The following is a 20,772-nucleotide window of genomic DNA, read 5'->3' as shown; positions in this document are numbered from 1 at the left end:
GGTCTCCTATCTTGCTTTATAGCTGTTTTTCAATACAAAGAGGTTTGCTATCCCTAACACAAGTACCCAAGCAAGTAACATGCCGATGTTAGAAAAAGATATCTCTCCACCTTTTTTATTTAAAAGATTTACAATTGGACCAATAAAAGAGTAATCTAACACTTTCTGAGCCGTATCATTTTGAAGAGCAATTATAGGTAAAAAAGAGACAATTAACATAGGGAAGATACTATAAACTTGCGCTTTAGACTGAGTATCTGACACCGCACCGATTAGAAGGTTGAGAAAAATAATACTAATAGTTGCTAGGAGCAAATAGATAACGTAGGCAAATAAGTAACCTGATAGATCTACTTTAAGATAGACTGGGAGTAAAATCATTCCAAGCAACATAATCAACATAGGGAGGACGAGCATACTAAGAGTATATTCTGTTGCTGTCACACCACTTAGGATGAGTGATTTAAGATTTCGTTTTTCCTTATCTTCTGCCATCATAATCGATACCATATAACCACTTCCCATACTCAAGACCATGGTCAAACTCGTAGAGAGGAGAAACATACTCAATTCTCCATTCTTATTCATGAATTCATTATATAGAACAGCAATACCAAAAGGCATCAATAAAGTCGCTAACAAAGTTGAATTGCTAATAAGGACTTGTAATCTTAACCATAGTAGGGCATTTAATTTTCTAAACATCTAACTTTTCTCCTGTTAATCTGATAAAGATTTCTTCTAAAGTCGGCTCACAAGAGTGAACCACCATCAAATCTGTCGTGTCTAAATGTGGCAATTCTTCAAATGGAACTATCTGTTCTCGTCCATCTTTATAAGCTACACGTACTTTCTTATCCACATGGTACTTCTGGATAATATCTTGTGGACTTCCATACTCTATTAAGTTCCCCTTATTCAAAAGAGATAAGCGATCACAAAGCAGAGTTGCTTCATGCATATCATGCGTGGTCAGAAAGATAGTTGTCCCTGCCTGCTTTAATTCTTGTAGTAGGGTATGAATCATCTTAGATGTTGTAGGGTCTAAGCCACTGGTTGGCTCATCTAGAAAGAGGATCTTAGGAGCATTCAGAAGGGCACGAGCCAAGAACATTCGTTGTTTCATTCCTGTAGATAGTTTTTCTGCGATAATATCTTTAGCATCTGCCAATCCAACCTGTTGGAGCACCTGATGTACTCTATCTGCCTTGAGGCCATATAACTTAGCGTAAATGAGCAGATTTTTATAAAGACTCATCTTTTCATAAAAACCACTGCCATCACTAACTATACCGATTTGTTCTAAATCATTTGAAGTTAAATCTTGAGAATTCTTACCTAACAAAATTGTGTTACCTTGATCTGCAGGCAACTGACCTGTCAAGACGTTGATCATGGTTGTTTTACCTGAACCAGAAGGCCCAAGAAAACCAAAGATTTCCCCCTCCTTAATCTCAAAAGAAATCTGATGAAGAGCTTTTTTGCTCCCAAAACTTTTGCTTACATTTTCAACACGAATCATAGAAACTCCTTTATTTAAAATAACGTTTCACCATAGGTAACTGCATCACATTGATATAAATATGGATTGCTCCGACAAGCAAGAAAGCTAGTAACTGAATCTCTCCTGTCAGTAAGGAAAAGAGAGCAATCAGAAAGTACAAAGCTGGCAAGACATAGTTATTTAATTGGAATAAAATCCGAAAACTCTGTTCCAAATTAGCCTTGCGCTCCCCTTCATCATAAGAATCGAAATGGTCCAAGATATCCTTTGGTGTTGAGAAAAATACTAAATCAAACTGACGAACAATCGCAATGGTCTTAAAAAGATATTTTTGAGCATTTAAAACTAACACTAATCCCAAAAAGGAAAGGGATAAGGTTATATGGCTTATATCGAGTACAATTACTTCACTTCCTGAAATGAAGAGAGCCAATAAAATCGCTACGCTTGCACTATTAAAAGCAATAGTCCCAAACTCGAGATTCCGATACATTTGCACATAGTAGGTTTCATTCAGCTCATCATCCATTTCCTCTTGATACAATGAATGAAATTTTCTGCTTTTCTTTAGGAAATTGAATGTCAAAAGAATGCTAATGAAACCTAATACTAAACAAATAGCTGATATCCATGGTATCAAAATTTTTACATCTAACATAATTGCGTGGGATTCAGCACGTGCCTTAAACATCCCTACAAACATGCCCAAGAAACCTCCCAAGACAATAGACATTAAAAATAATAACAATCCACGTTTCTTTTTCATATTCATTCTCCTTTTTCACTTGCTAAATTGTTTGCTTTCTTTTCAATCCAGTCAACGACTGGGATAAGAGCAAAGTAGGCCCAAACAAATTGGTCGCTGTAATAGAGATCAAACCATCCTAGATTTGTTCCAATTAGTAGACACACGCTGACTAATAAAGCTATGGCAACTACATAATAAATCACTTTATACTTGTTCATCATCTTTCTCCTTTTTCTTCAACCGATTGAAAATGGACAAGAGGACTAAGTTAATCCAAAACAAATACTTACTTTCAACAAAATAGCACCAACCCAGTAATGTTCCAATCATAGCCAAGGCATTCACAATAAGGGCAAGAACACTCATATAATAAACCACTCTATACATGTTCATCACTCATCCTCCTCCAAGCGAAATACCGATTCGACTGTTTCGTTGAAAATCTGAGATATTTTCAAGGCAATCACAACGGACGGGGTGTATTCGTCCCGTTCTAGTAAGCTAACGGTCTGTCTGGAAACCCCTGCCAGCTTGGCTAGGTCGGTTTGATTGAGACCATCGCGAGCCCGAAGCTCTTTTAGACGATTTTTTAGTTGCATGTTACACACCTACTCTCCGTCAAATTCAACGGTTTGGATATCCTCAATGCGTTGTAGTTTGAATTTTTCTTTTCCCTTTTTATCAACACGACGTAGCTTGACCCATTCCTCATCTACATCTACAACTTCCCAGTTGTCTGTTCCAAAAACTTGTCCAACGATTGTCGGTGTTTTCCCAATCAATTCTTTTAAAATTCTTGACATTTCTTTATTTCCTTTCTGTTTTTGCTCAATTCTTTTGATTTTATTCTCTAGTTTCTTGACCTTTTGGGAATGGTAGATATAATACATAATCACAAGAGGTACAAATCCTAATGCCCACATAATCGTTCCTTTCTCCTTTTCTCTTAACTTGCTTATATTGTAACACATCTTTTTCTTTTTGACAAGCATATTTGTCAAAAAGTTTATTATTTTTGTCATTTTGCAAAAGAAAAAGGTCAGGAGTAGATTCCTGACCAGTTTATCTATCATTAAAATCCTAATTTTTCAAAGATTTCTGAGAAGTTTTGGCTGATTGTCTCAAGCGCAACTTGCACTTCTTCTCGGGTTTGGTTGTTCTTGACCGTTACTTGTCCGCTTTCGACTTCGCTCTCTCCTAGGGTGATGAGGGTCTTAGCCGCAAAGACATCGGCTGACTTGAATTGAGCTTTGAGCTTACGGTTGAGGTAATCACGCTCTGCTTTGAAGCCTTGTTGGCGAAGAGCTTGTACCAACTCCAAGGCCTTGACATTTGCTCCATCACCCAAGACTGCGATATAGACATCTAGGGCGTTTTCGATAGGGAGAGCCACACCTTGCTTTTCAAGAATGAGAAGCAGGCGCTCTACACCAAGTCCAAAACCAAAGCCAGCAGTTTCAGGGCCACCAAAGTAAGCAACCAAACCATCGTAACGACCACCTGCACAGACTGTCAAGTCATTGCCCTCAATCTCTGTGATAAACTCGAAAATGGTGTGGTTGTAATAGTCCAGACCACGCACCATATTGGTATCGATGATATAGTCTACTCCAAGATTTTCCAACATCTGACGGACAGCATCAAAATGAGCTTGACTTTCTTCATCAAGGAAATCCAAGATAGACGGCGCATTCTCTACTGCTACCTTGTCTTCTTTTTCTTTAGAGTCCAAGACACGGAGAGGATTTTCCTCCAAACGACGTTGGCTATCCTTAGACAAGGTCTCCTTGAGCGGTGTCAAATAGTCAATTAAGGCTTGACGGTAGGCCGCACGGCTCTCAGGATTTCCAAGAGTGTTGAGGTGCAATTTGACACCTTGGATGCCGATTTCTTTCAAGAAATGGGCTGCCATCGCGATTGTTTCCACATCGGTAGCTGGATTGCTAGAGCCAAAACACTCAACACCAATCTGGTGGAACTGGCGCAAACGCCCTGCCTGTGGACGCTCATAGCGGAACATAGGGCCCATGTAGTAGAACTTACTTGGCTTTTGCACTTCTGGGGCGAAAAGTTTATTTTCCACATAGGAACGGACAACGGGCGCTGTTCCTTCTGGACGGAGGGTAATATGACGGTCACCCTTGTCATAAAAGTCGTACATTTCCTTGGTTACGATATCCGTTGTATCTCCGACAGAGCGACTGATAACCTCGTAATGCTCAAAAATAGGCGTGCGCACTTCTGCATAGTTATAGCGCTTGAAAATTTCACGGGCAAAGCCCTCAACGTACTGCCACTTGGCAGATTCAGCAGGTAAAATATCCTGCGTTCCTTTTGGTTTTTGTAATTTCATAGGGAATCCTCTTTAAACTTAATAGTCTTATTTTACCATAAATAGAGGGATTAAAACAGTAAGAAAAAAATTAGGATTTATACTCAATGAAAATCAAAGAGCAAACTAGGAAACTAGCCGCAGGTTGCTCAAAACACTGTTTTGAGGTTGTGGATAGAACTGACAAAGTCAGTAACCGTACTACGGCAAGGCGACGTTGACGTGGTTTGAAGAGATTTTCGAAGAGTATTAGATATCATTTTTGAGATTAATACCTGTCAAAAGAATAGCTAGGAAGGAAAAACCAACAAATAGTATCCAAGTCAACTGTATATTCCATACGCCAACAAGTGAAAAACAAGCTGTTCCCACAGGTATGGATAAGGTGAACAATAAACCTAAAAAATTACTGGTACGAGCTAGAACCTCTGGAGCTAGATTTTTCATGAGCATGGCACTAATCTTTGGTTGAACTTTACCAGACACATACAGAGTTGAACAGAGAAATAGTAAACCAAGTACGACTTGATTGAATAAATTAGCTAGACCAACTAGACTGAGTCCTACGGTCACCCACATCATCAATCTAGGCAAGGACTGCTTGCCAAAATAATCATTGCCCGTAAGGCTACTGATGATGACTGCTACTAAAGCACAGACTTGACTGATAAATAATGCCTCTGTGTAAGAAAAATTCAAGAGAGAATGACTCAAAAAGAAGATATTATAGATGCCTCCTAAAGCGCCACCCAAGGCATTGATAAGCAAGACAGCAAAGAGCATAAAACCAAAGTTTTTCTGTCCACTTTTAAGAAAAACGAGGCGTAAATTTCGATAAATTGTTAGAAATTGGTCTTTGATAGAAATCTTCTCATTTTTTAGGATTTCACCATCAGCAGATGACATTGACAGGCTCAATTTGCTTCTTCCTAAAAAGAGAACAGAAGCTGATACGAGGAAAAAACAGGCATTGATTCCCGCAATGAGAGAAAAATTGTTGACCGATAGTCCTAAGAGCCAGACTCCGAAAGCTTGACCACCAATAGCTGAAATATAGGTGATGAACTGTGAAAAAGAATAAGCTTCCATCAGATCATCTTCAGCTACTTTTTCCTTAATAAGAGGCATGCGCAAACCACCGGCAAAATCACTGATGACATCACTAATGACATTGATCAAACACAGAGTAGAAAAGGCAAATAGAGTAGCTTGCTGAACAACTATGGCTACTAGAAAAAATAAAACCGCCTGAAACAAACCGCTATAGACCATCCATTTGATCTTGTCCCTTGTGTAATCTGCCCGAATCCCTACAAAAACTGTAAAGAGAGTCGGAATAATCATGACAATATTCGCCATAGCAACAGCAAAGGAGGCTTGTGGCAAGGTCGATGCATAGACGATAAATACCAGATTGAAAATTGAAGCACCAAAAGCATTGAAGAATCGTGACAAAGTCAAGAGACGATAAGCTTGATTTCTAAACAATAGTTTCATAGGTAATCTCCCTTCTTGTTCGAAGTTTTATGTGAAGTATGACTATAGTATAGCACTTAGAAATTTTAGAGGAAAAACTTTTGAATATATGCAACAAATAAAATGAACAAAAAGAAACGATAGAATTTCTCCAGTGACACGAGAGAGCCCAACAGTTCTATCGCTTAAAATTTCAAATCATTTTCTTAGTTTGCAGATATTCAACAATCAGTCGTTTTTCTATAGTATTCGGCAGATTTATTACAGCCAAGCATCTCAAAAATACGGACAGCATCTTCCATTTTTTTCTGGCCTTCCTTGACTCTACCTTGCTTGCTATCAAGGAGACCTTCCGCCCACAAATAGACAATTCGGAAATAGGTCTCATTTTCATTATAGAAATGCTCTTCGATAACACGTTTAAAATAAGAGGCATTGGTAAATTCTTCACACTCAATGCTGGCTAAAAAGCCATTCAATAGTATAGTGTGAAAAAGGTTTCGATTGCCAGACATTTCCATTAGAAAATCAGATTTTCGAACCATTTCTCGTACATATCTAGTAAAAAGAGAAACAGATAGAAATGGTGAACTGACTGAAAATAAATTGAGTTCATAGATTCCCCAAATCTCGGTAGAAAACAAATAATCATGAAGAACTTTCCCTTCCTCTGCTGTTAACTCTACCCTTTCATCCATGCTCTTCATATAAGACTTGATAATAATGGCATTTAGAATATGTTTCTGTTTGTTTTGAGAATGGGCATGCTTTTGATACTCCCTGCGATACAAGTCTTCAAGAGGAGCTATGTTCTTTGGATCCAAGACATCTATGATTTCTTTTCTCAACTCAGAATCTGTATCATACTGAAAACCTCTCGCTAGAAAGAGGATTTCCTCTACACTGGCAGATATATTTTCTAGGGCAAATAAAAACTTTTCCACCGAAAGCTCACTCTGACCTGTTTCAAAGCGGGACAACATAGACGGCGAAAATTGTTCCCCAGTTGCTTGTCTCAGCGAGATATTTCTTGACTCTCGTAATTGTCTAAAGACTTTTCCAATCTGCTCCATAGGCATCCCCTTGATTCAGTATTTTCTTCATTTTATCATATTTTTCAGAAAATTCATCAAAAACTTGCCAAATTGTCAGAATTATGAGAAAATAGAGGATATTTATCACGTGGAGGGACTGTAATGAGAGACGATATCAAAATCAATGACCGTGCTTTGGCCTTACAAGACCAAATTATCGAAAAACTAGAGAAGGTTTTTGATACAGATGTGGAATTGGATGTTTACAATCTAGGCCTGATTTATGAAATCAATCTGGACGAAACTGGGCTCTGCAAGATTGTCATGACCTTCACCGACACTGCCTGCGATTGTGCCGAAAGCCTGCCTATCGAAATCGTTGCAGGTCTCAAACAAATCGAGGGTATCGAAGATGTCAAGGTTGAAGTTACCTGGTCGCCTGCCTGGAAGATCACACGAATCAGTCGCTACGGCCGTATTGCCCTTGGACTGCCACCTCGTTAATACTCTTCAAAAATATCTTCAAACCACATCAGCTTAGCCTTATCGTATAGATGTTACTGACTTCGTCAGTTCTATCTGCAACCTCAAAACGGTGTTTTGAGCTGACTTCGTCAGTTCTATCCACAACCTCAAAACAGTGTTTTGAGCAACCTGCGCCTAGCTTTCTAGTTTGCTCTTCGATTTTTATTGAGTATAAGCAGGCAAATCACTTTTGAAGATGAAAAGAAGCAAGCCGAGATTGGCTTGCTTTTTGAGTTTATTTTTTACCTGACTTGTCCATATTCCAGAAGTCTGTCACGGCTCCGCGTGAAGCAGATGATACGATGTGGGCGTATTTACCGAGGACACCACGGCTGTAAAGTGGTGGCAAGGTTGTTTCTGCCTTGCGTTTTTCAAGTTCTTCTTCGGATACGGCCATGGAAATTTCTTTGGTATCTTGGTCAACCGTAACGATATCGCCTGTACGAAGGTAGGCAATTGGTCCACCATCCTGAGCTTCAGGAGCGATATGCCCAACAACTAGACCATAAGTACCACCAGAGAAACGGCCATCCGTCAAGAGGGCAACCTTATCTCCTTGACCTTTACCAACAATCATTGATGAAAGTGAGAGCATCTCAGGCATACCAGGACCACCCTTAGGTCCCACGAAACGAACAACGACAACATCGCCATCAACGATTTCATCTGTCAGAACAGCCTGAATCGCATCTTCTTCTGAGTCAAAGACCTTAGCTGGACCAACGTGACGACGCACTTTCACACCTGATACCTTGGCAACCGCACCGTCTGGTGCAAGGTTCCCGTTCAAGATGATAAGCGGACCGTCTGCACGTTTTGGATTTTCAAGTGGCATGATAACTTTTTGACCTGGTGTAAGGTCTGCAAAGTCAGCTAAGTTCTCAGCAACTGTCTTACCAGTACATGTGATACGATCTCCATGAAGGAAGCCATTCGCCAAGAGATATCTCATAACCGCAGGCACACCACCGACTTCGTAGAGATCTTGGAAGACATACTGACCAGATGGTTTTAAGTCTGCCAAGTGAGGCACACGCTCTTGGATCGTATTGAAGTCCTCAAGTGACAAGTCAACATTGGCAGCATGGGCAATGGCAAGCAAGTGAAGAGTGGCGTTTGTAGAACCACCGAGAACCATAGTTACAGTGATAGCATCTTCAAAGGCTTCACGAGTCAAGATATCTGATGGTTTGAGACCAAGTTCCAACATCTTAACAACAGCTCGTCCTGCTGCTTCGATATCTTCTTTCTTATCAGCTGATTCAGCTGGGTGAGAGGATGAGCCTGGCAAACTCATACCCAAAACTTCGATAGCAGTCGCCATGGTATTAGCAGTATACATACCACCACAGCCACCAGGACCAGGGCAAGCATTACATTCAAGGCGTTTCACGTCCTCAGCCGTCATGTCACCGTGGTTCCATTTTCCGATCCCCTCAAAGACAGAAACCAGGTCAATGTCTTTGCCATCAAGATTTCCCGGTGCAATGGTTCCACCATAGGCGAAAATAGCTGGAATATCCATATTAGCAATGGCAATCATAGAACCAGGCATGTTCTTATCACAGCCACCGATAGCAACGAAGGCATCCACGTTGTGACCACCCATAGCCGCCTCGATTGAGTCTGCAATGATATCACGAGATGTCAAAGAAAAACGCATACCAGGCGTTCCCATGGCAATCCCGTCCGCTACGGTAATAGTCCCAAACTGTACAGGCCAAGCACCTGCCGATTTGACACCTTCTTTGGCTAATTTCCCAAAATCATGCAAGTGGATGTTACATGGCGTATTTTCCGCCCAAGTCGAAATCACTCCCACAATCGGTGTTTCAAAGTCCTTATCTGTCATACCAGTCGCACGAAGCATGGCACGGTTTGGCGATTTTACCATACTGTCATAAATGCTACTGCGGTGACGTTTATCTAATTCAGTCATTTGTTCCCTCCCATTTCAGTTTTTACTATTATAGCACATTTTAAAAGCAATGAACAGAAGAAAATTCTTGAATTTTCAGAAAATTTCGATTAATTTGGTTGATGACCTTCTAATTTTTTCATCTTTTTTTGTCAAGTAACTTTACTTTACAAAAAAAATGTGTTATCCTAGTATGGTTGATGAAAATCAGTAGATTGAATCGAATATAAATACCTAAAGGAGAAATCAAAATGGCAGTACCTGCACGTCGCACTTCAAAAGCGAAGAAAAACAAACGTCGTACACACTACAAAGTAACAGCTCCATCTGTAAACTTTGACGAAACTACTGGAGATTACTCACGTTCTCACCGTGTATCACTTAAAGGATACTACAAAGGACGTAAAATCGCTAAAGCTGCATCAGCTGAATAATAGAAGGGAGATACCATGCGCGTAAATATTACACTTGAACACAAAGAATCTGGTGAACGCTTGTACCTTACTTCTAAAAACAAACGTAACACTCCAGACCGTCTTCAATTGAAGAAATACTCACCAAAACTTCGCAAACACGTTGTGTTTACAGAAGTTAAATAAGGTTTCATTACATTTCAGTACATACTGAAAAACACTGATTTCATGCGATTTTTAAAATATTGAATTTCATTACAAATCATTTGAAATCAGTTCTATGGCAACCTTTTTGGCAACCTTTTTTGAAATGAAAAAGAAAGTCAACAATCGAAGAATGTAAAGTCCTAAGAATTTTCTAGGACTTTTTTCATTCCTAAAAATTGTTGGAATAGCGCAGTCTTTTCAATAAATTTTAGGAATCAAAAAAATCTTCCTACAATAAGTAAGAAGATTTTTTATTTTTTACTTTCTCATCCAAGAATCATGTACTAATTCATTAATTTGATGACTATATTTTGCATAGTTGTAATGATAGTGATTAGAAGCTCTTGATAAAACATCCCCAGTTTTTTTATCAGGTTGAACATATTTCTCAAATTCTGCTATAGGAATTATAAATAATTCGAGCCCCTGAATTTTATTATCTGATACTTTGCTTATGGCATAAGCAATACAATCAATATATTTTCCATTATTATATTTTTGAAATTTTTTAACAGTTTCATAGTTTGCTTCAACAGTAGTAGTTTCAGATTCTATCGGAATTGTTCTAGTAACGGGCAAAATTCTATATTTTTCTTTCCCTTTTATTGCTTTCAAATAATTTCCTTGATTTGTTACAGTAAAGTTTCTAATTGATAAATTATATTTGATAAATTCTCTTAGACAATTTCTTGTATTACTCATTTATTCTACCCTTTTCTATCCTTTTTTATATACCCTAATCCTAAACTTGCTAATAAGCTAAAACCTAATAAGCCTAGCATCGTCTCCTTTGTTCCTGTATTTGGAAGTTGTTTCTTAGGTTCTGCTTTTGCATTTGTAGCTTGTGCAGGAGCTTGATATGTTTTATCGTCTTTAGTTCCTACTGTCGCAACTACAACCTTATTTTGAGCCTTAGCATCCACAACATCAACAACTTTACCGTTAACGTCAGTAACTTCCTTAGGTTGACCACCTGCTTTACGGATTGTATCTTCTTTGTCTTTCAAAGCTTGCAAGCGTTGTTGTTCTGCAAGGTATGCGTCATGTTCAGTTTTGAGTTGTTTAAAGTTTTCATACCCATGAGCCTTAGCTTCAGCGATACCCTCTAGGTGAGCCAACTCTTCCTTAGCAGTTTCCAATTCAGCACGGAGTACACCAAGTTTAGCATTAGCATCAGTAAGCTCTTTGTCCAAAGCCTTAAGGACTTCATCACGGTGTGTAAGAGCAAGTTCAAGAACTGTATGAGTGTCAGTAGCTTCTTTAGATGCTTCACGTTTACGAGCAAGGTCTTGACCAGCTGACTTACGAGCCAATACTGCTACATCATGAGCCTTAGTAAGGACTTCCAATTCACCTTTGGCAGTTGCAAGGGATTGGTCAGCAGTTGATTGTTCAGCTTTAGCAGTCTCAAGAGCTGTTTTAGCTTCAGCAAGAGCCTTAGCCTTATCCATAGCGTTTGATTTAGCTAGAGCAAGCGATTCCTTAGCAGTTTGCAAAGCTTTAGTGTCTTGTGCTAGTTTAGATTGAGCGTCAGCAAGAGCCTTTTCAAGTGACGGAACATCAATCTTGTTACCTAGCAAATCAGATAGATGAGTACGAGCATTAGCAAGAGCTGTTTCAGCGTTGGTGTAGGCAGTTTGGGCTGATTGGACAGTTGATTTAGCTTCTTTAGATGCTTTGACTGCGTCTTCATAGGCTTTTTGTGCAGTTTCAACTGCCTTAGCGTCTACCTTCTTAGTAGTTGCAGAAGTTGATTGAGGGGCTGACAAGGTTATAGATGTTTCGTAGCCTTTAGTAGTGTAACTACCCATTAATCCGATACCCACCCCAAGGTTAGTCTTGTCAGCATCACGCAATCCAAGGAGAGAAAGTGCACTGCTATAACGCTCTTCACTTGAAGTATTTTCATTAACACCCATCAAGGCATTTACGATACCCTGATACATGACCTGCTTAACGTGAGCCATAGTGGTTAATTTCTTATCAAGACCTAGGAAGTCTGGAATCATTTTAGAACGAATTGCAAGAGATGGTACATCTACATTAGATTCTTTCTTAGCAAGTTCGTACTTCTCTTTGATACCTTTAGTGTTATGTTCTGAGTACTCACCACTGTTAGCACTAACAAAAGCATTAGCGTAGTTGTTAAAGGCTTCAGCTAATTTAAGAGAACTATCACCTACTGTGACAGGCTTAGTTCCAAACTTAGAACGCAACTCATTAATAATTGACGCTGCATAAGTAGTCAATCGAATTTGTTGGTCTTTAGTTAGGTGTTGGAAGTCGGCAATCTCTGTTGCGTCTGTATCTTCTGAACCGTAAGGAACTCCGTTTAACTCTCCAGTTGAGTTGAAGTCTTTAAGTGATTTAGAACCTACCCCAGTTTCTTCGTCCATGTAAGGGGTCTTAAGGGCTGCTTTACGAACTGCGTCTGCAGTACCTGTACCATTGGCAAGAGCCTTGATTGCATCGATATACCCTTGTGAGAGAGCTGGAGCGTAAGTTGCTTTAGGAACATCGTACATTGTTTCAGAAGATGTAGTTGTTTCAGTGACACCTTGTTTAGCTACTTCAAGAGCTGATTTAGCAGTAGTAACTGCCTTGTCTTTGTTGGATTGGTCAGCTTTAGCATTAGCAAGAGCTGTAGTGGCTTGGCTGAGGTTAGATTCAGCTTGAGATACCCTACCTTGGGCGTCTTTGATAGCTTGGTCTTTGTTAGATTGAGCCTTTTTACCGTTGTCAAGGTTAGTCTGAGCAGTCTCTACGGCTTTCTCGTCACCTTTAACTTGGTTAGTAAGCGTAGCTACCTCTTGTTCAAGTTGGGTGGTATCAGTAGTAGATGAAAGAGAATCTACTTTTTTCTGAGCGTCAGCTACCTTATTAGCCGTAGCTGTGGCAGTTTTCTCAGCATTAGATACTACCTTAGTTTGGTCAGCAACCTTTTCAGCAGTTGCAGAAACAGACTTATCAGCATCAGCTACGGTCTTTTCAGCAGTCGCAAGCTCACTGGCTTTCTTGTCAGCGTCAGCCTTAGCCTCAGCTACCTTTTCAGGTGTAACAGACTTAGCTTCTTCTACCTTTTTAGTAGTTTCAGCGATAGACTTTTCAGCATCGGCAATCTTAGTTTCTGTAGTTGAAACAACTTCTTTTTGCTTAGCTACATCCTGATTAGCTTTATCTGACTCAGCCTTAGCCTTATCTACGTCCGATTGACTAGGAACTTTAGGGACAACCTCGTCCTTAGCAACTACCCTAGTTGCAGGTTCATTAACGGCTACTTCGGTTTCGCTAGCAGATACCGTAGTAGATACCCCAAAAGCTGTAAGTGCTAAAGTAGAAACGACTGCACCAGTACGCAATTTCTTGATGGTTCCGTGACCTTGTGTGTTTGATTCCATCATATAAACTCCTTTATGTCTTAAAAGACTGTTTTATGAATAATATTATACCACATTTTACAGTCTTTTAAATATTATTCTTTCAAAAATTTCAGTCTTTTGATAACGATTTATTCAACGAGATAAACTTGTATGATAGTTATGAGGTACTATCATGACTGAAAAAATAAATTTAAGAGAATTTGTTGCAAAACAAATCAGACTTCTAAGACTGAAAAGCGGGATGACACAAGAATATCTAGCAGAAAAAGCTGATTTGGGTTTTAACTATATATATAGGTTAGAAAATAAACAATTAAACGTTAAGCTTGAAACCATTGAAAAAATTATACAAGCACTTGAAGTTGATATGAATACTTTTTTTAATATTGAAAATCAAAATCAAAGCGGAGAGTTTTCACAACTCATTGAAGATATTAGAAATCTACCGACAGAAAAAAGAGAACCTACTATAAAGGCTCTCCGAGATATATTAAAACAAATAAATTAAGCCAAGTATTTTTGAACTTGGCTTTTTTAAATTTGCTAATTTAATTTTTAGTTTCTCCCTTTATATCATGCTCTGTTTTAGTCTGACTGTGAATAAATTTAGGTATATCTTCACCATTCAATGCTTTCTTAGCATTATTGAATAGCCAATCTAGTAAAACAAATTTATCATAAGTTTTTCCAAATTTAATGTTAAATTCATTCATCCCCGCTAGTCCATTAGTTGCTTTTTCAATGCAATCCAATAATCCTAACTCTTCTAGATGTTCAACTAGCATAAATGAAGCAAGACGATTATCTAACCGAGACAATATTTCAATATTTTCTTCAGATTCAAATATCTTTTCAACAAGAGGAAGATATTCAATAGCTTTCGAGATAGTATCTAATTTGCTAGTAATTTCAAATAGATTATCTTGTTCAGAGATACTCTTATAAAAGTGATCAATCCATACAATTAGAGCGTAGTCATTAATTTTAGTTTTCTTATTTGGGAACTCTACACTTTTTAAGCTTGATATTATGGAGTTTTTTAATGATTCCGCTCATTTATCATCTGATAATACAGCTTTTGCCTTATTTTTTAAATCAAGTTTTTCTAATTTATTAGTGATTATATTAGATACTTCTGTAATATAATCTTCATTTTCCTTCTCTATTTCATCCACAATAGTCTCTGCAAATCTTTCTAATGCAGTAGATTTTTTGTTTATATTATCTTTGTCAAAGGAAGGAAAAATAGCTAAATAATTATTTTTAGAAACTACCTTACCAGTCAACAAATTTTCTGCTGTCTGGTCGCTCATGTGAAACTTTTCTGCTAGATAAGCAATTTTAGCTTCATAATCTCCACTAATCCCTTGTTCTTCTTTAAACTCTTTAAATTCTTCCATTTTGTGCATCAAATTAACTGTAACTGCAACAAGCATGCGTTCTTCTTTTTTTTCTTCCATAGCAAACATCCTTTACACAAAAAAGTTTATGTATCATTTTAGCATTAATACATTTTAAACGTCAAGATATTAACGGGTTTTTATAAAAGTTTAGGGTAAAACGTTTTCAATAACAATCTTACAAAAATTTATTTTTTTTTTTGAACCAAATAATCTCGGTAGATAATAAATTATATTCCACTGAAAGTGCTATGTAGCAAGCTTTAAACAATGGTTTGAACAAACAAAAAAATCTTAAAAAAACCAAGAAAAATTATTACTTATATTTTAAGTGAATTTAGGTAAAGTCTTGTCAGTTTTTATGGAATAATTAAGATGTGAGGTAACTATCACACAATACATATCTTCAATAAATTTGAAAAGCCGTGAATTTTTTGATGTATTTAATAAAACGGTTAGAAAAGAGGTAGCCTATGGAAGCTACACAAACAACATTGCAGGGTCGATTTATTGGCGCATCGGCAGTAAAAGACTATACATCTGGTCTCAGCACTGGTCAAACCAATTTGACTATTGGTGTACGAACTTCAGACGGTCGATTTAGTCAAACAAATATCAAGGCTGATATAGTTAATGTCTCTGACTTTACGACTTTATTTGATGAAAAAGTAGAAATTATTCTCGAAAATGTTTCTATCAACGCCTACACTAATGGGAACCGTGCTGCGCTCTCAGTAAAAGCTAAGTCTGCTTTTATTGAATTGGTTTAATGGGTAATGGGGAGTATCTCCCCTTATCCTTAGAAAGGAATCATTATATGTCGTTTATATCTTGGTTGATTATCTTATTTGCTGGATTTCTTTATTTAGCTCTTAGGGTAAGTGAAATTAGAGAAAAGCAGAAACAGGATCAGACGCTTCAGTTAAACCTTCCAACAATCACAGCAGATATTGAACAGGTAATTGAAGAAAGCGCCACTGTTTCAGGTCAAAAACTTCTTTTTGATAGTCGCTACATTCGATTCTTGCAAAGTAACGATGACAATAGCTCTCACCTTGTTAGTTTTCCAATTATGTTATCAAAGAAACCTGATATCAATGAAGAAAGCTATGTTCAACAAGTCTTTTTAATACAGTTTAACAAATACATAGCTGAATCTACAACCTATGAAAGCTGGTCAGACAAAGGGCAGTGGCTTTCTGTTACGCCTCAATTTGGAAAACTGTTACGGTATAATAATCAGTATTATCTAAATTTGGAAATTCAGTTTTCTTACACTTCTAAATAGGAGTATTAACAGATGAAATGCTTTCTTGATAAAAATCTATTTGAGTACAGAAATCATTTTTTCTGGGATATACCAGTTGAGCGTGTACCTCACGCTCTTTTGGTAGGCTCCTCAGGCTCAGGTAAGACCTATGCAACAAAGGTCTTTTTAGCAAGGTTTGCTTGTACCTACCTAGAAGCAACGTTCCTTATTGGTGATTACAAAGCTGATACAGACTTTGCCTTTCTAAATGGCTGTAAAGGATTTAAGCGATTTGATGAGGTTTCAGAATTACTTACTCTAGGATTAAAAATCCTTGAAAATCGCCAAAAAGGAATCGATAGTTCCAGAGAATTTGTAGTGGTTTGCTTCGATGAGTTCAATGCGTGGCAAAATAGCCTAGACAAAAAGGAGCGTGAACAAGCTATTAAAGACTATACTCGCCTTATTCAACTAGGACGATCCTTTTCAATTTTTGTTATTATTTCCCAGCAAGATGCCCATAAAGCAAGCTTGGGGTTATCACGTGATTCTATAGGTACAGTAATTGCACTAGGCAAATTATCTAAAGAAACGGTCTCAATGCTCTTTTCTGATGAAAAAGATGACATTGTGCGAAACAATCCAAGAGGTGTCGGCTACATGAAGATAGATGGGCAAGATAGTCGTCATATACTTGTACCAAGTCACAATATACCTCCTTTAGAAAAACTGCTTCGGGAGGCTGTTCAACGTTCAGACTGCTATTTTCTTGATGAAGAGGCTGTTGACCCTGATTCACTTTAGAGAATCAGATGGTCTTACAGCCTCGCCAGCTTTAGCTGGCTATTATACGGGGGACATGTAAAGACCCCCGTTCCATTTGACCTTGTTCTAAAGCTTTGTAAATTCCACTTTAGGGTAAAATGCTCAATCCCCTTAAAATGCTGTTATATCAACGTTATTCTATAACTTTTTATTTAGGGTGGTTACTTCCTGAAACTGTGAGAGAATAAAAGCGTAGAAATTTCTCTACATTACAATAAATAGTTAACTAAAGCAATATTTTCCGCCCAGTTAACTTTCACTCTTTAGGCGGATAGAAAGAAAATAAAATGATTTGTAAAAATGAAATTGAAAAGTATCTTCAAAAAGATAACAACCATAACCCAGTCATTATGACCAGTGTCGATGAAGCTACATTTGTCATCCAACCGACAGAAGATACTGTAGGAGAATATCCTGATAATTGGCATCAAATTGCTTTATCGCTGTCTGAAACAGTAGCAGAAAAGCTATCCCTCCCAGTTCTCTTTGGAAATTATATTCCACTAAAAACCCCACCAGCAGGTTATACAGAGGGATTTACCTTTCAGAATCTCCCCTATTACTTTGCGATTGCTTGGCATCAGACTAACTTCACTATGGGAATTATCCTAAAAATTTCTGCATCAGCTTTGTCTCACTATAAAGCCTCCTATCAAGACTATTACAGTGAAGCAATTGACGTTCACAATATAGCACAACTGCTGTACGCTGACTATTATGATTTGCGCCTTTCTCGTATTGACCTTGCTGTTGATTACTTTAATTATCCAATGGCTGTCAATGACCTTTACCAAGGATTAAAAATCAAAAAATATATTATCACCAATCATAAAGGACGTAAAAACGTTTCTAAGATTAGCGCTCAAGAAGTGAATGGTCAAGCTCAAACTATGTATATTGGTAGCAGGAAAAAGAATGTAAGTGCTCTATTGCGTATCTATAACAAGTATCAGGAACAATTAGACAATCAAGGTCGCTATATGCACTTAACTAAGTATTGCAATTCTTGGGTACGCATGGAGGCTTCCTACAAAGGTACTTATAGCAATCAAATTCTAACCTTATTGCTTGCTATTGATAGCTCTCAAGATTTGAGCAAGCTCATTGTCAACAAAATGATTGATAAATATTGTTTCCATGATGCAGAGACTGGTCAACTGTTGCCATTCACTAGTGATTTACTTAAAGGTTTTGGTATCTTCCCAGAGCTTGAATCCTTAAACTCCCGAAATAATGATTTATTAGCAACCATTTCTTATTTGTTAAAAGGTAGCGGATTTTATCCACTTCTAAAGAAAATTGAGGAAATTTGGGGTACGCAAGCCCGTAATTACTTCATCATCAGGTTAGTTCAAGAATACGAATTCAACTACATCCCAAATCCAGATGTTGGGATATGGTTAAACAAATTCGGTGGTGAACTGTCAAAACTAAATTTTAAAGATTTTCTGGAAGATGCCTTTCAAATCTTTTACCAAAAAAACAACATCACTCCTAAAGATTCCGCCAAGAAGCCTAAAAGTGATGTTGCGGATTAGCAAGAGATAAGCAGTAGCTTACCCCTACTGCTATTATCTCATATTTCAATTATATTTACCAAAGAAAGAGAGAGTAGTATGTCTAGCAATAATTTTGATTTAAAGCAAATCGAACTCATGCTTCACACTATCATTGAAAAGCTAAAGAATTTGAACAGCGAAAAAAGAAGTTCATGCATCTACACACAAAAAGAGATTTTAGATCTGCTCAGTATTTCCCCTAACACATTAAAGTCATGGGAAAATAGAGGTCTTAAACGTTTAGAACCACCTATTGAGGGTACTAGAACCGTTTACTATCATATTGATACTATTTTAGAGTTTTTAAGCCACAACTAGAAGTGAAATGTGCTAGAATAGAAGTATCAAAAAAGAAAGAAAGTGAGATACTATCTATTTTAGCTTTTTTCAATTCTTCGATTGATTGAGGAGAGCAACTATGAATATAGAAAAAATCATCCATAAAGGCAAAACCGTCCTCAAGAAAGTAAAGGACAATGGCGAGATTAGTTATTCAGTAAAGAGCGTCTATCTAGGCTTAGATATAAAGACTGGAAAACCTGTAAAAACAACTGTAACAGCTAAAACCCTACGATCCTTAGATCGTAAAATTATTCAAGCTAAAATTGATTGGGAAGAAAATGGTTCAACAAGGAAAGAAACTTTTAGCATTGCTACCTTGTCAGATCTAGCTGAAATGTGGTTCTCCAACTACGAAACTTGGGTCAGCTCAGATAACACTCTAAACCGAGTGAGGAACTATCTAGACACCTATATCCTCCCCAAATTCGGACACTATCAACCAGATAAAATCACTTCTTCCGATATACAAAAATGGATTAACGAGCTTGCCCAAAAATCTAAAGAATCTGTCGATGCTGGTAATAAACGAGCTAAAAAAGGAAGCGCAAAAGATTTCGGAGCAATCGCTCATAAATTAAGAGAGATTTTTAATTTTGGAATAACACATTTTGAACTCAAATATAATCCTGTTCAATCTATCAAGATTCCGCCAAAACCAAAAAGCAATCAAAAACGCATTATGGCTCTTCATGATGAAGATTTAACTATCTGGCTAAATTTCGTCGATACTTTACCTAATACTAGGGCTAATCGGCGATTTAAAGTTATCTGCGACAGTCTACTTGCTTCAGGAATGAGAATCAATGAGCTATTAGCTTTGACTATCTATGACCTTGATTTTGAAAGTTCTGAAATATTAGTCACTAAAACTCTTGTTTGGAAAAATGCGAAACCTAAGTTAGGATTAAAAGGAAAGGTTGTTTGTAAAAATACTCCTAAATCTGATTCGGGCAATAGAAAAATAGCTGTTCCGTACCAAATTATTGAGCAACTTCAAAACTTCCATGATGAAATGAATCTTTATTTCAAGAAGAACGGTCTTTCAAAAAGTAAGTTGATTTTCCCAACTATTTACGGAAATTATATGTGCGATAGGAATGAACGTGCGACACTCAAAAGACGATTACAAGAAGTTGGTCTACCTGACTATGGTTTTCACTTATTCCGCCACACACACGCTTCTATGATGTTAAATGCAGGTATGAACTGGAAAGAGTTACAGGTTCGTATGGGACATAAGTCTATCAAAACTACTATGGACATATATGCCGAGCTTGCCCCTAAAAATCAAACACAAGCGGTAGATATTTATCTAAATAAAATTGCAGAGCTAACCTCATAAAATTCATGGCAACCTTTTTGGCAACCTCTGACAGTTTTATCCAAATCAATAGCTTATAAACATTGATTTAATAGGGTTTATCACAACTAAAATAGATTTTAAGTATTCCTTACAGAAGTTAAGTAAGCATTCAATACGAATCAATACAGAAGAAAAACGCTTGATCAGCGTTTTTTCTTTTTGTTAATTTCACTATATTGCAAGGGAAATCGTTCGAATGACTACCTTTTTCACTACCTTTTTTTGAAATAAGAATATTGATTCGGACGATTAAAAGCAAGAGAAACTTCATTATGAGGTTTCTCTTTTTTTATATTTTCATTCCTAAAAATTTTTGAAATAGAGTAATCTTTTCTAAAATTTTTGGAAAACAAAACGCAGTTCAATAATAGAGCCTACTGAAAAAGTCATCAAATTGATGGCTTTTTTGTTATACTAGAGATGAGGTGAGATGATGCTTGATAATCAGTTAACTATGGATGTCAGTCCTTATTCTAGTTTGTATGATATCGTGGTTC

25 protein-coding genes are annotated in these 20,772 nt (G+C 37.4%); 10 read left to right on the top strand and 15 right to left on the bottom strand.

Translation table 11 applies throughout. From position 1 onward, the window contains the following. Positions 1–6: 6 nt before the first annotated feature. The 10 genes from QM424_RS08665 to rgg form a co-directional block, all read right to left on the bottom strand. On the bottom strand, positions 7–705 hold the full coding sequence (locus QM424_RS08665) for an ABC transporter permease (RefSeq protein ID WP_261042480.1): 699 nt from the start codon (positions 703–705) through the stop codon (positions 7–9). Further along, positions 698–1,522 (bottom strand): ABC transporter ATP-binding protein, encoded by an 825-nt coding sequence (locus tag QM424_RS08660; protein ID WP_414394251.1) that lies wholly within the window; start codon positions 1,520–1,522, stop codon positions 698–700. Before QM424_RS08660 ends, QM424_RS08665 begins: the two co-directional genes overlap by 8 nt. Positions 1,523–1,532: 10 nt before the next feature. Continuing rightward, positions 1,533–2,270 (bottom strand): DUF3169 family protein, encoded by a 738-nt coding sequence (locus tag QM424_RS08655; RefSeq protein ID WP_414361880.1) that lies wholly within the window; start codon positions 2,268–2,270, stop codon positions 1,533–1,535. 2 nt (positions 2,271–2,272) lie between these two features. Then, positions 2,273–2,470, bottom strand: coding sequence for a hypothetical protein (locus QM424_RS08650; protein WP_414361878.1), 198 nt, complete (start codon positions 2,468–2,470; stop codon positions 2,273–2,275). Then, positions 2,457–2,645: a hypothetical protein gene (locus tag QM424_RS08645; protein ID WP_414361876.1), complete on the bottom strand. Its 189-nt coding sequence runs from the start codon at positions 2,643–2,645 to the stop codon at positions 2,457–2,459. Before QM424_RS08645 ends, QM424_RS08650 begins: the two co-directional genes overlap by 14 nt. Further along, complete coding sequence (locus QM424_RS08640; protein ID WP_001176232.1) at positions 2,645–2,851, bottom strand: helix-turn-helix transcriptional regulator; 207 nt, start codon at positions 2,849–2,851, stop codon at positions 2,645–2,647. Before QM424_RS08640 ends, QM424_RS08645 begins: the two co-directional genes overlap by 1 nt. Before the next feature lie 9 nt (positions 2,852–2,860). After that, positions 2,861–3,325, bottom strand: a complete 465-nt coding sequence (locus QM424_RS08635; RefSeq protein WP_414361873.1) for a hypothetical protein — start codon at positions 3,323–3,325, stop codon at positions 2,861–2,863. Then, entirely contained in the window at positions 3,325–4,605 is a 1,281-nt protein-coding gene (gene hisS / locus QM424_RS08630) for a histidine--tRNA ligase (protein ID WP_261124789.1), read from the bottom strand. The genes QM424_RS08635 and hisS overlap by 1 nt, the downstream gene beginning before the upstream one ends. Before the next feature lie 228 nt (positions 4,606–4,833). Then, entirely contained in the window at positions 4,834–6,081 is a 1,248-nt protein-coding gene (locus tag QM424_RS08625) for an MFS transporter (RefSeq protein WP_414394249.1), read from the bottom strand. Positions 6,082–6,281: 200 nt separating this feature from the next. Beyond that, positions 6,282–7,133 (bottom strand): quorum-sensing system transcriptional regulator Rgg, encoded by an 852-nt coding sequence (gene rgg / locus QM424_RS08620; RefSeq protein WP_414394247.1) that lies wholly within the window; start codon positions 7,131–7,133, stop codon positions 6,282–6,284. A gap of 123 nt (positions 7,134–7,256) precedes the next feature. Between rgg and QM424_RS08615 the strand changes: the two genes are divergently transcribed. Beyond that, positions 7,257–7,598 (top strand): metal-sulfur cluster assembly factor, encoded by a 342-nt coding sequence (locus QM424_RS08615; RefSeq protein WP_001204052.1) that lies wholly within the window; start codon positions 7,257–7,259, stop codon positions 7,596–7,598. Between the two features lie 256 nt (positions 7,599–7,854). Here QM424_RS08615 and ilvD read toward each other — a convergent pair whose 3' ends face one another. Next, on the bottom strand, positions 7,855–9,558 hold the full coding sequence (gene ilvD / locus QM424_RS08610) for a dihydroxy-acid dehydratase (RefSeq protein ID WP_414394245.1): 1,704 nt from the start codon (positions 9,556–9,558) through the stop codon (positions 7,855–7,857). Positions 9,559–9,788: 230 nt separating this feature from the next. Here ilvD and rpmF point away from each other — a divergent pair, with 230 nt between their 5' ends. Further along, on the top strand, positions 9,789–9,971 hold the full coding sequence (gene rpmF / locus QM424_RS08605; RefSeq protein ID WP_000290417.1) for a 50S ribosomal protein L32: 183 nt from the start codon (positions 9,789–9,791) through the stop codon (positions 9,969–9,971). 15 nt (positions 9,972–9,986) lie between these two features. Then, positions 9,987–10,136, top strand: a complete 150-nt coding sequence (gene rpmG / locus QM424_RS08600; protein ID WP_001265622.1) for a 50S ribosomal protein L33 — start codon at positions 9,987–9,989, stop codon at positions 10,134–10,136. A gap of 279 nt (positions 10,137–10,415) precedes the next feature. Here the strand turns inward: rpmG and QM424_RS08595 are convergent, their stop codons facing one another. Continuing rightward, positions 10,416–10,859, bottom strand: a complete 444-nt coding sequence (locus QM424_RS08595; protein ID WP_101776921.1) for a hypothetical protein — start codon at positions 10,857–10,859, stop codon at positions 10,416–10,418. A 5-nt stretch (positions 10,860–10,864) separates the two neighbouring features. Continuing rightward, positions 10,865–13,555 (bottom strand): SEC10/PgrA surface exclusion domain-containing protein, encoded by a 2,691-nt coding sequence (locus tag QM424_RS08590; RefSeq protein WP_414394295.1) that lies wholly within the window; start codon positions 13,553–13,555, stop codon positions 10,865–10,867. A gap of 154 nt (positions 13,556–13,709) precedes the next feature. On the opposite strand from QM424_RS08590, the gene QM424_RS08585 reads away from it, so the two are divergent. After that, positions 13,710–14,045 carry a helix-turn-helix domain-containing protein gene (locus QM424_RS08585; protein WP_047206714.1) on the top strand — a complete coding sequence of 112 codons (336 nt, stop codon included), beginning with the start codon at positions 13,710–13,712 and terminating at the stop codon, positions 14,043–14,045. A 40-nt stretch (positions 14,046–14,085) separates the two neighbouring features. On the opposite strand, the gene QM424_RS08580 is transcribed toward QM424_RS08585, so the two are convergent. Continuing rightward, the gene (locus tag QM424_RS08580; protein WP_414394243.1) at positions 14,086–14,355 is read right to left on the bottom strand and encodes a hypothetical protein; all 270 of its coding nucleotides are present in this window, start codon (positions 14,353–14,355) and stop codon (positions 14,086–14,088) included. A 234-nt stretch (positions 14,356–14,589) separates the two neighbouring features. Then, on the bottom strand, positions 14,590–14,997 hold the full coding sequence (locus QM424_RS08575) for a hypothetical protein (RefSeq protein ID WP_414394241.1): 408 nt from the start codon (positions 14,995–14,997) through the stop codon (positions 14,590–14,592). 413 nt (positions 14,998–15,410) lie between these two features. On the opposite strand from QM424_RS08575, the gene QM424_RS08570 reads away from it, so the two are divergent. The 6 genes from QM424_RS08570 to QM424_RS08545 all read left to right on the top strand — a co-directional run bounded on the left by QM424_RS08570 (position 15,411) and on the right by QM424_RS08545 (position 20,254). Further along, positions 15,411–15,707 (top strand): hypothetical protein, encoded by a 297-nt coding sequence (locus QM424_RS08570; protein WP_101776919.1) that lies wholly within the window; start codon positions 15,411–15,413, stop codon positions 15,705–15,707. A gap of 47 nt (positions 15,708–15,754) precedes the next feature. Beyond that, positions 15,755–16,225 (top strand): RNA-binding protein, encoded by a 471-nt coding sequence (locus QM424_RS08565; RefSeq protein WP_258864233.1) that lies wholly within the window; start codon positions 15,755–15,757, stop codon positions 16,223–16,225. Between the two features lie 12 nt (positions 16,226–16,237). Further along, complete coding sequence (locus QM424_RS08560) at positions 16,238–16,990, top strand: P-loop NTPase family protein (RefSeq protein ID WP_414394239.1); 753 nt, start codon at positions 16,238–16,240, stop codon at positions 16,988–16,990. A 308-nt stretch (positions 16,991–17,298) separates the two neighbouring features. Further along, complete coding sequence (locus QM424_RS08555) at positions 17,299–18,549, top strand: replication initiation factor domain-containing protein (RefSeq protein WP_101776916.1); 1,251 nt, start codon at positions 17,299–17,301, stop codon at positions 18,547–18,549. Positions 18,550–18,627: 78 nt separating this feature from the next. Next, positions 18,628–18,888 (top strand): sigma-70 RNA polymerase sigma factor region 4 domain-containing protein, encoded by a 261-nt coding sequence (locus QM424_RS08550; RefSeq protein ID WP_414394237.1) that lies wholly within the window; start codon positions 18,628–18,630, stop codon positions 18,886–18,888. A 100-nt stretch (positions 18,889–18,988) separates the two neighbouring features. Next, positions 18,989–20,254, top strand: coding sequence for a tyrosine-type recombinase/integrase (locus QM424_RS08545; protein WP_414394235.1), 1,266 nt, complete (start codon positions 18,989–18,991; stop codon positions 20,252–20,254). Positions 20,255–20,772 lie beyond the last annotated feature (518 nt).

Origin of the sequence: Streptococcus mitis (genome assembly GCF_047464945.1) — a bacterium.
GTDB lineage: Bacteria > Bacillota > Bacilli > Lactobacillales > Streptococcaceae > Streptococcus > Streptococcus mitis_EA.
This window is presented reverse-complemented; position numbering and strand designations above follow the sequence as displayed.

Excerpts from the sequence above, each read along its gene's own strand:
- QM424_RS08615 (WP_001204052.1), top strand. The coding sequence starts at position 7,257 with ATGAGAGACGATATCAAAATCAATGACCGTGCTTTGGCCTTACAAGAC.
- QM424_RS08570 (WP_101776919.1), top strand. The coding sequence starts at position 15,411 with ATGGAAGCTACACAAACAACATTGCAGGGTCGATTTATTGGCGCATCG.
- QM424_RS08550 (WP_414394237.1), top strand. The coding sequence starts at position 18,628 with ATGTCTAGCAATAATTTTGATTTAAAGCAAATCGAACTCATGCTTCAC.
- QM424_RS08625 (WP_414394249.1), bottom strand. The coding sequence starts at position 6,081 with ATGAAACTATTGTTTAGAAATCAAGCTTATCGTCTCTTGACTTTGTCA.
- QM424_RS08590 (WP_414394295.1), bottom strand. The coding sequence starts at position 13,555 with ATGGAATCAAACACACAAGGTCACGGAACCATCAAGAAATTGCGTACT.
- QM424_RS08650 (WP_414361878.1), bottom strand. The coding sequence starts at position 2,470 with ATGAACAAGTATAAAGTGATTTATTATGTAGTTGCCATAGCTTTATTA.
- hisS (WP_261124789.1), bottom strand. The coding sequence starts at position 4,605 with ATGAAATTACAAAAACCAAAAGGAACGCAGGATATTTTACCTGCTGAA.
- QM424_RS08635 (WP_414361873.1), bottom strand. The coding sequence starts at position 3,325 with ATGATAGATAAACTGGTCAGGAATCTACTCCTGACCTTTTTCTTTTGC.
- QM424_RS08665 (WP_261042480.1), bottom strand. The coding sequence starts at position 705 with ATGTTTAGAAAATTAAATGCCCTACTATGGTTAAGATTACAAGTCCTT.
- QM424_RS08565 (WP_258864233.1), top strand. The coding sequence starts at position 15,755 with ATGTCGTTTATATCTTGGTTGATTATCTTATTTGCTGGATTTCTTTAT.
- QM424_RS08575 (WP_414394241.1), bottom strand. The coding sequence starts at position 14,997 with ATGGAAGAAAAAAAAGAAGAACGCATGCTTGTTGCAGTTACAGTTAAT.
- QM424_RS08545 (WP_414394235.1), top strand. The coding sequence starts at position 18,989 with ATGAATATAGAAAAAATCATCCATAAAGGCAAAACCGTCCTCAAGAAA.
- rpmF (WP_000290417.1), top strand. The coding sequence starts at position 9,789 with ATGGCAGTACCTGCACGTCGCACTTCAAAAGCGAAGAAAAACAAACGT.
- QM424_RS08595 (WP_101776921.1), bottom strand. The coding sequence starts at position 10,859 with ATGAGTAATACAAGAAATTGTCTAAGAGAATTTATCAAATATAATTTA.
- rgg (WP_414394247.1), bottom strand. The coding sequence starts at position 7,133 with ATGGAGCAGATTGGAAAAGTCTTTAGACAATTACGAGAGTCAAGAAAT.
- QM424_RS08660 (WP_414394251.1), bottom strand. The coding sequence starts at position 1,522 with ATGATTCGTGTTGAAAATGTAAGCAAAAGTTTTGGGAGCAAAAAAGCT.
- QM424_RS08640 (WP_001176232.1), bottom strand. The coding sequence starts at position 2,851 with ATGCAACTAAAAAATCGTCTAAAAGAGCTTCGGGCTCGCGATGGTCTC.
- ilvD (WP_414394245.1), bottom strand. The coding sequence starts at position 9,558 with ATGACTGAATTAGATAAACGTCACCGCAGTAGCATTTATGACAGTATG.
- QM424_RS08645 (WP_414361876.1), bottom strand. The coding sequence starts at position 2,645 with ATGAACATGTATAGAGTGGTTTATTATATGAGTGTTCTTGCCCTTATT.
- QM424_RS08585 (WP_047206714.1), top strand. The coding sequence starts at position 13,710 with ATGACTGAAAAAATAAATTTAAGAGAATTTGTTGCAAAACAAATCAGA.
- QM424_RS08555 (WP_101776916.1), top strand. The coding sequence starts at position 17,299 with ATGATTTGTAAAAATGAAATTGAAAAGTATCTTCAAAAAGATAACAAC.
- QM424_RS08560 (WP_414394239.1), top strand. The coding sequence starts at position 16,238 with ATGAAATGCTTTCTTGATAAAAATCTATTTGAGTACAGAAATCATTTT.
- QM424_RS08655 (WP_414361880.1), bottom strand. The coding sequence starts at position 2,270 with ATGAAAAAGAAACGTGGATTGTTATTATTTTTAATGTCTATTGTCTTG.
- rpmG (WP_001265622.1), top strand. The coding sequence starts at position 9,987 with ATGCGCGTAAATATTACACTTGAACACAAAGAATCTGGTGAACGCTTG.